The following is an 8470-nucleotide window of genomic DNA, read 5'->3' as shown; positions in this document are numbered from 1 at the left end:
AACGGCATTGTCATCCGTTCGACAGGGGGCAACAGTCATGCCGGGCCCGGAGGCCAGCGGCCCTCTTGCAGGACCGCGAAGAAGATAACGGGGCATGTCAGTGGAGGGGTCTACTCTCCCGCGCCATGACCACTCGCCTGCACACCACCCGTTCCTCCTACGACACCGTCGCCGGCGACTACGCCGCGCTGTTCTCGGGCGAGCTCGCCCGGCCGCTGGAGATGGCGGTGCTCGCCGAGTTCGCCCGGCGGGTGCGGGCGGGCGGGGGCGGGCCGGTCGGCGACCTCGGCTGCGGTCCGGGCCGGATGACCGTTCATCTGGAGGCGCTCGGGCTGGACGTGTTCGGGATCGACCTCTCGCCCGGGATGATCGAGGTGGCCCGCGCCACCCACCCGCACCTGAGCTTCTCGGTGGGCACGATGGCGGGGCTCGACCTCGCCGACGGCTCGCTCGCCGGAGCGCTCGTCTGGTACTCCACCGTGCACACCCCGATCGAGGAACTGCCGCCGCTGTTCGCCGAGTTCCGCCGCGTGCTGGCGCCCGGGGGGCACCTGCTGATCGGCTTCAAGGCGGGCGCGGAGCCGGTGCGCCGACTGGAGCACGCCTACGGTCACGCCGTGGACATGGACGTGTACAGCGTGCCGCCCGAGCACGTCGCGGAACGCGTCGCGGAGGCCGGACTGGTGGAGGTGGCCCGGCTGGTCCGCGAGGCGGAGATGACCGAGTACGGCCTGGAGCGGACCGCGCAGGGCTTCGTCCTGGCGCGCAAGCCCGCGGCACCCTGACCGGAGTCCGGGACGGTCTCCGGCGACCGCCCCGGACACGGGGAGGGCGTGCCCCGGCGACGGGACGCAGCGGTCCGGGCGCCACCGGCGCTCCCGGACCGCGCCCGGCGATCGCGGGGCAGGCCCGGAAGGTCCTCGGCGCTCCCGAGCCGTGCCCGGCGGTCGCGGGGTAGCCCGGGCGGGCGCGGGTGGTCCTCGCCGGGCGGCGGGTCCCGGCCGCGCCGGCGGTGTCGTGCGTTGCCCCCGGGGTGCGCCCGCCCCACAGTGGACCCATGGAGCGCATCGATCAGGCACAGGCCCGGCAATGGCTCGCGACCGCCGAGGCGGAGGCCCGGGCCGGGCTCGCCGAGGGCGGCATCCCCATCGGCGCGGCGCTGTACGGCGCGGACGGAACCCTCCTCGGCCGCGGCCACAACCGCCGTGTCCAGGACGGCGATCCCTCGGCGCACGCCGAGACGGCCGCCTTCCGCGCCGCCGGACGGCAGCGGACCTACCGGGGCACGACCATGGTGACGACGCTCTCGCCGTGCTGGTACTGCAGCGGCCTGGTCCGGCAGTTCGGCATCTCCCGGGTCGTCGTCGGCGAGTCCGCCACCTTCCACGGCGGCCACGACTGGCTCGCCGCGCACGGCGTGCAGATCGTGCTGCTCGACGACCCCGCGTGCACACGCCTGATGCGCGACTTCGTCGAGCGCGAACCCGACCTGTGGAACGAGGACATCGGTGAGTGATCCCGCGGCCCCGCCGGCCCCCCGCATCCCGACCGTCGACCTGCGCCCCTGGCTCACCGGCGGCCCGGACGTCCGCGCCGCGACCGCGCGCACCGTCGACGAGGCGCTGCGCACCGCGGGGTTCCTGCTCGTCACCGGGCACGGCGTGGACCCCGCCCTGCCCGCCCGGATCAGGCGGGCGGCACGCGCCTTCTTCACCCTGCCCGCCGCCGCGAAGAGGCCCTACGCCACCACGGTCGGCGGGCGCGGCTGGCTCGGTCGGGGGGCCGAGGCCAACGGTCTCGCCGAGGGCACCGCGACGCTGCCCGACCTCAAGGAGTCGCTGACCTTCGCGACGCACGAGCCGTTCGCGGACCCCGCGACGAACGCGGAGTGGTACGCGCCCAACGTCTGGCCCGCCGAGGTTCCCGGGCTGCGGGCGCTGTGCGAGGAGTACCTCGCGCGGATGGGCGAGCTGGAGATCCGGTTGCTGACGCTGCTCGGCGAGGCACTGGGCGTGCGGCGGGACTTCTTCACCCGGCACATGGACCATCCGACGTACGGCTTCAACATCAACTGGTATCCGGGCACGGACGTGGTCGGCGCCGCCGAGCCGGGCCGGTTCCGGATCGGCCCGCACACCGACTTCGGTACGCTCACCCTCCTCGACCGGCAGGCCGGCAGGGGCGGTCTCCAGGTGTTCACGGACGAGCACGGCTGGGAGGACGCCCCGTTCGACCCGGCGGCCCTCACCGTCAACATCGGCGACCTGATGGCCCGGTGGACCGGTGACCGGTGGCGTTCGGGACGGCACCGGGTGCTGCCGCCGCCCGCCGACGCCCCCGCCGAGGAGCTGATCTCGCTCGTCTACTTCGGCGAATGCACGCCGGGCACGCTGGTCGAGTCGGTTCCCGCCCCGGTGGGCCGGATCGCGTACGCCCCCGTCGACTCGCACGTCTACCTGCGGGAGAAGCTCGATTCGATCACCGTCCGTTGACGCGCCGGTCGTTTTCGTAACCGAACAGTCACCAAGCGCCCTATCCCGAACCAACTCCCCCTTTTTACACTGGTGTTGATACACCTCACAGCAGCACATCGGACCGGACCGCGGACCAGGGGGAGATGCGGTGCACACAGGGCTGCACGGCAGAGGGGCGCTGTTCGACACCGATCCGCCCGGACTCGCGTCCCGGCTGGTCGGGCTGCGTCCGTACCAATTGCGCGCCACACCCTACGAGCACGCCGGCGGACCCCCCTTCGTGGTCCTCACCGGCGGCCGCGGCATCGGCCGGACCGCCGTGCTCCACGCGCTGCGCGACGCCTACCGGTGGCACACCCCGGTCGCCCTCGTGGACGGGGAGGACGAGCAGTTCGCCGCCCCGCCCGCGGAGCGGCCCGCCGCGTCCTGGTCACCGGTCTCCCAGGCGCTCACCACGGCCGCGGAGCAACTCGCCGAACCGGTCAAGGGAGCGGGGCGGATCGCCTTCCCCCGGCTCTCCTCGGGGCTCCTGGCGGTGGCGGCGGGCGGCTGGAGCGACCGGGACGTGCCGCGCATCCGGCACGAGGCCGAACGCATCCTGCTGCTGAACGAGACCGACTCCTGGCTCTCCGGGTTCGCGGGGCGCTGGGTGAGCAAGGTGGTCTCCAAACTCGTCGCCTCGATGAGCGGCACCGGCCCCGTGGTGGAACCCATCATCGAGGCCACCCTGGAAGCCTTCGCGGAGGGGGTCGCACCGGCCCACCGCCGGCTGCGCAAGGCCGCCACCTGGTACCGCGACTACCCGAACGCGGGCGGCAGCCCCAAGCTCGCGCTGATCCTGCTGTCCCGGCACTTCCGGGCCGGCGGCGACTCCCGCCGGCACGCCGAACGCCACCTCGTCCGGGCGCTGCTCGCCGACCTCGACGACGCGTACGCGGGCGTCGTGCAGCGCTCGCACCGGCGGGGCCGCCCGGTGCTGCTCGTCGACAACGTCCAGGAACCGGCCGGGCTGGGGCTCCTCGAACCCGTGCTGCGCGACCGTGCCGACGGCATCGCGGACCAGGCCGTGTTCTTCGCGGCGCTGCGCGGCCACGCGCACCCCGCGCTGCGCAACGCGGGCCGGCTCACCCTGCCCGACACGGCACGCGAGACCGACTGGCGGCCCGGCACCTCGCCGTCCTCCCGCGCCCTGCTCGTGGCGCTGCCGCCGCTGACCCCCGACGACACCCTGCACATCATGGACACCGCGACCCGTGGCGCGGCGACCCCCGGCGGACCGGACGGCCTGCCGTCCCAACTCCCGCACGCCGCCCACCGGCTGACCGGCGGCAACCCGCTGGGGATCACCCTGCTCGCCGCCTCGGCCCGGCAGAACCTGCCCGCCGGCGCCGACTCGCTCGGCGCGCTGCTCACCGCCGACGTCGCCCCGCACGAGGACCACGCCGGCCGACCCGCCCACCAGGAACTGCTGGCCCGCCTGGTGCCGGGAGGCCGCCTCGACGAACTGACCCTGCTCGCCGCCGCCCACGACCGCGCCTCGGCCTGCTCGCTCGCCCAGGCCCGGCTCCCCGAGGACTTCGGCGCCTCCGGCGTCCTGGCCCTGGAGGAGCGGCTGGCGGCGGAGGGATGGCCCACGGCTCGCGGGCAGTTCGTCGGCGATCCGTTCCTGCGCACCCTGCTCCTGCTGCGCCTGCACCACACGGACCCCGACCACGCCCGGTGGCGGGCGGCCCACCACACCCTGGTCGACCACTACGCCGGCACCGCGGCACCGCCGGGCGACGCCCGGTACCGGCTGCACCACGAACTCGCCCTCGGCCGGACCGATCCGGCGGTGGACCTGCTGCGCGACACGTTCGCGCACACCGACACCGGCGACTGGCTCGCCTCGCTTCTCTTCATCGCCTCCGCGCCCTACCACCACGCCCACGACCCGGACGGCCGGGACGCGGGCGGCCACGACCACCGGGGCGACGTCGCCCTCGGCCGCAGCGACGCGGCCCAGCGCCCGCCGGCGGGCGCCGACGCCGTCCTGCACCTGCGGGTACGGCGCCTGCTGCACGCCGTGTGGCAGCTGACCGACCCGCTGGTGCTGCCGGACCCGCGGGTCGCCGAACGCCTGCGATTCGAACTGGAGCAGCTGTCCAACCTGCGGCCGGCGGGCAACGCCCTGCTGTGGCGCGCGTCGCGGGACTGGCCCGCCGACGCCCTCGCCGGCCGCCCCCTGCGCATCCCGGACGACGAGGACGGAGGCCGCTGATGGCCCGCTGGTGGGTGTGGCTGCGCGAGGACGTCTGGGAGATCCGCTTCCGGCGCTACATCGCGCTGGTGCTGGCCGCCGCCCTGGTGGGCCTGGGCGTCTGGGGCGGTCTGCACGCCGCCAAGGAGAATCGGTCCTGCGCGCCGGGGGTGGTCCGGCCGCCGGACCGGGACGAGTGCGTGGGCGTCTCCTCCACGACCTACGCCTTCGGGCGCGCGGTCTTCGCCGACACGGTGCGCGCCATCAGCCGGGAGAACCACCGCCTGGCGCCCGGCAGTTACGTCACCGTCGCACTGCTCGAACCCTTCACCGCCACCGACGCGGACAACCTGGGCGACGTCCTGCACGAACTCCAGGGCGCCTACCTCGCGCAGTACCAGGCCAACCACGACACGACCGGCCTGAAGCCGAAGATACGGCTCGTCCTCGCCAACCCCGGTGCCGGCGGCGCCTCCTGGCGGTACACCGTGGACCGGCTCGACCGCATGGCGCGGGGCGCCGACCGGCTCCGGGCGGTCACCGGGGTCAGCCTGAGCACCGAGAACAACCGGCGCGCGGTCGCCGAGCTGACCCGGCGCGGCATTCCGGTGATAGGGAGTTCGATCACCGCCGACGACCTCGCCAACGGCCAGGGCGGCAAGGACCCCTTCCCCGGCCTGGCCCGGGTGTCCCCGACCAACACCGACGAGGCCCGCGCCCTCGCCTCGTTCGCCAAGGTCTCCGCCGCCAACGCCTTCCTCGTCTACGACCGCACGGGCGACCCCTACACCCGCACGCTCCAGGGCTCCTTCGAGAAGATGCTCCGGGGCGCGCGCTACGAGGCACAGCCCTTCACCCCGCCCGCCGACCGCAGCAAGGAGGGCAGCACCGCCAACGTCTTCGCCCAGATCGCCACCATCCTGTGCAACACCCCGAAGGCCACGGACACCGTGCTGTTCGCGGGCCGCCACACCCAGCTGCGCCAGTTCATCAACGCGCTGGGCGGCCGGGGCTGCTCCGACCGCCGGTTCACCGTCCTCACCGGCGACGAGGGCTCGTACCTCGCGGGCGACAAGCACCTCGACCCGGCCGCCCTGAAGGACCCGCTGCTGTCCGTGCGCTACACCGCGCTCGCCCATCCGGACGCCTGGCTGGAGGGGGCCGCGCGGACCGGCGGCAGCAAGGCCGACGCGGAGGTCCTCGGGCGGCTGCTGGCCGAGGCGGGCCGGGGACCGGTCGGTCCGCTCGGCGAGGTCGCCCTCGACGACGGCCAGCTGATCATCGCCTACGACGCCATGCGGCTCGCGGTGCGCGGCATCCGCGGCGCCTCCCCCACCGGGCGGATTCCGGCGCTCGCCGACGTCGGTCTCCAGTGGCCGCAGGTCAAGGGCAGACAGCTCCGGGTGAACGGGGCGAGCGGCTGGATCTGCCTGGACGCTCACGGCAACCCCTGGGACAAGGCGGTCCCGGTCGTCGAACTGACCCCCGCCGGCCGCGCCCGCTTCGTCCGGCTCGCCTGGCCGGAGGGCAAGCCCCCGGCGGCGGAGTGCCTTCCGCCGTCGTAGACCGAGCCCGCACGGCGGGCCCGGCGCCGCCGTGCGGCGTGGGAGGTTGTCCGCGGCGGCACGCCTCGACATGATCGTTCCCGGTCGGGGGCGCGGACGGCCGGGCGGATGCCGGCGCACCGCCGCGCCCGGGTGACGAGGCGCCGCGGCCGCGCCGGAGGGACACGCGATGCACGACGTGCGCAGGGGCAGCGTCACGACGAACGACGGGGTACGGCTGCACTACCTGGAGGCGGGCAGCGGTCCCGACCTGCTGCTCGTCCCCGGCTGGTCCCAGACCGCGGCCCAATGGCGCCATCAGATCGAGGAGTTCGCCCGCACCCACCACGTGGTCGCGGTGGACCACCGCGGCCACGGCGACTCGGACAGGCCGGACCACGGCTACCGCGTCGCCCGGCTGGCACGGGACCTCCACCAGGTCATCCACCGCCTGGACCTCACCGACGTCGTCTGGGTGGCGCACTCCATGGGCTGCGCGCTGGCGTGGTCCTACTGGGACCTGTTCGCGGGGGAGCGGCTGGCGCGGCTGGTGCTGTTCGACGAACCCGCCGTGCTGATCCGGCAGCCCTACTGGCCGGACGGCCTGGCCGAACGGCTCGGCGCCCTGTACGGCCTCGGCCAGATCGCCGACGTCGTCGCGGGCCTGCGCGATCCGGGTGCGGACGCGGAGGCCCTGACCGCCGGGTTCCTGGACGCCATGTGGACCCCGGCCGCCGACGACGGCGACCGCCGCTGGGTACTCGCCCGGAACCTGCTGCTGCCCCGGGAGTACGCGGGCCGGCTGCTGCTGGACAACGTCATGCAGGACTGGCGCGACGTCCTGCCCGCGATCACCGTGCCGACGCTGGTCATGGGCGGGCGGGACAGCGTGATCCCGACGGCCGCCGCCCGGTCGGTGGCCGCGGCCATCCCCGGGGCCACCCTGCGGATTCTGTCCGAGCGCGGCAGCCACTTCGCGTTCTGGGAGAACCCCGCGGCCTTCAACCGGGAGGTGCGGGCGTTCCTCGACACGCCCGCGAGCGGCCGGGCCGGGGCCCCGGGCTCCGGCCCGGCCGGGTGACCGGGGCCACCGGGGTCCGCCCCCGTCCGGTCGGGCGGGTCAGATGCCCGCGTAGGAGTGCTTGCCGCTGACGAAGATGTTGACGCCGTAGTAGTTGAACAGCCAGCAGCCGAAGGCGATCAGGGCGATGTAGGCGGCCTTGCGGCCCTTCCAGCCGGCCGTCGCGCGGGCGTGCAGGTAGCAGGCGTACGCGACCCAGGTGATGAACGCCCAGGTCTCCTTCGGGTCCCAGCCCCAGTAGCGGCCCCAGGCGTCGCCCGCCCAGATCGCGCCCGCGATGATCGTGAACGTCCACAGCGGGAAGACCGCGGCGTTCACCCGGTAGGAGAACTTGTCGAGCGAGGACGAGGCGGGCAGCCGCTCCATCACCGAGGTGGCGAACCGGCCGGGCTTCCCGCCGCTCGCGAGCTTGCTCTCATAGCTGTCCTTGAACAGGTAGAGCAGCGTGCCGACGGCGCCCACGTAGAAGACGGCACCGCACAGGATGGCGGTCGAGACGTGGATGTACAGCCAGTACGAGTGCAGCGCGGGGACCAGCTGGTCGCTCGCGGTGTACAGGACGGTGACGGCGAGGCCGAGGTCCAGCAGCACGGTGGTGACCAGGGGCAGGCCGAGCCAGCGCACGTTCTTGCGCAGCGTGAGCAGCAGCAGGAAGACGCCGACGGCCACGGTGGAGAAGGTGATGTTGAACTCGTACATGTTGCCCCACGGCGCGCGCCGCACCGACAGGGCGCGGGCGAGCACGCCGGCCGCCTCGACGGCCCACGCGAGGACGGTGAGGGACACCGCGATCCGGCCGTACAGGTCGCCCTGCTCGTCCCCGCCGTGCGCGCCGGGCCCGTCGGGCACGTCCCGCGCGCCGGCCGCGGACCGGGTGACGACCTTGGGCCGCTCCAGGACGGCGGTGCCGCCGGCCGACTGCACGGTGACCGCGGCGGCCGTCGCCTTGCCGCTCGCGGTGAGCGCGTTGGCGGTGCGCGCCACCTTGCTGCGGCTGCCGAACAGCCACTCGGCGATGTACGCGAAGAACGCCAGGGTGTAGACGGCCATCGCGGAGTAGATCAGCGTGTTGCTGATGTTGGCGAGGTGTTCGTTGGTCGCGGTGGCCAGGTCGGTCACGGCGCCAAGATCG

General features: G+C 74.3%; 7 protein-coding genes. 6 read left to right on the top strand and 1 reads right to left on the bottom strand.

The annotated features are described in order from the left end of the window. Positions 1-125: 125 nt before the first annotated feature. The 6 genes from ACGFS9_RS29350 (at position 126) to ACGFS9_RS29325 (ending at position 7338) form a co-directional block, all read left to right on the top strand. Positions 126-785 (top strand): class I SAM-dependent DNA methyltransferase, encoded by a 660-nt coding sequence (locus ACGFS9_RS29350; protein ID WP_393257249.1) that lies wholly within the window; start codon positions 126-128, stop codon positions 783-785. Between the two features lie 272 nt (positions 786-1057). Continuing rightward, positions 1058-1516: a nucleoside deaminase gene (locus tag ACGFS9_RS29345; RefSeq protein WP_393257248.1), complete on the top strand. Its 459-nt coding sequence runs from the start codon at positions 1058-1060 to the stop codon at positions 1514-1516. Further along, positions 1509-2492: an isopenicillin N synthase family dioxygenase gene (locus ACGFS9_RS29340; RefSeq protein ID WP_393257247.1), complete on the top strand. Its 984-nt coding sequence runs from the start codon at positions 1509-1511 to the stop codon at positions 2490-2492. The genes ACGFS9_RS29345 and ACGFS9_RS29340 overlap by 8 nt, the downstream gene beginning before the upstream one ends. Before the next feature lie 130 nt (positions 2493-2622). After that, positions 2623-4734, top strand: a complete 2112-nt coding sequence (locus ACGFS9_RS29335; protein ID WP_393257246.1) for a hypothetical protein — start codon at positions 2623-2625, stop codon at positions 4732-4734. Beyond that, a complete protein-coding gene (locus tag ACGFS9_RS29330) occupies positions 4734-6278 on the top strand; it encodes an ABC transporter substrate-binding protein (RefSeq protein ID WP_393257245.1) in 1545 nt (514 codons plus the stop codon). The genes ACGFS9_RS29335 and ACGFS9_RS29330 overlap by 1 nt, the downstream gene beginning before the upstream one ends. A gap of 169 nt (positions 6279-6447) precedes the next feature. Further along, on the top strand, positions 6448-7338 hold the full coding sequence (locus tag ACGFS9_RS29325; protein WP_393257244.1) for an alpha/beta fold hydrolase: 891 nt from the start codon (positions 6448-6450) through the stop codon (positions 7336-7338). A 39-nt stretch (positions 7339-7377) separates the two neighbouring features. Here ACGFS9_RS29325 and ccsB read toward each other — a convergent pair whose 3' ends face one another. Then, positions 7378-8457: a c-type cytochrome biogenesis protein CcsB gene (ccsB, locus tag ACGFS9_RS29320; RefSeq protein ID WP_393257243.1), complete on the bottom strand. Its 1080-nt coding sequence runs from the start codon at positions 8455-8457 to the stop codon at positions 7378-7380. Between the last annotated feature and the right edge of the window lie 13 nt (positions 8458-8470).

It is taken from the genome of Streptomyces sp. NPDC048566, from assembly GCF_043199735.1.
GTDB lineage: Bacteria > Actinomycetota > Actinomycetes > Streptomycetales > Streptomycetaceae > Streptomyces.
This window is presented reverse-complemented; position numbering and strand designations above follow the sequence as displayed.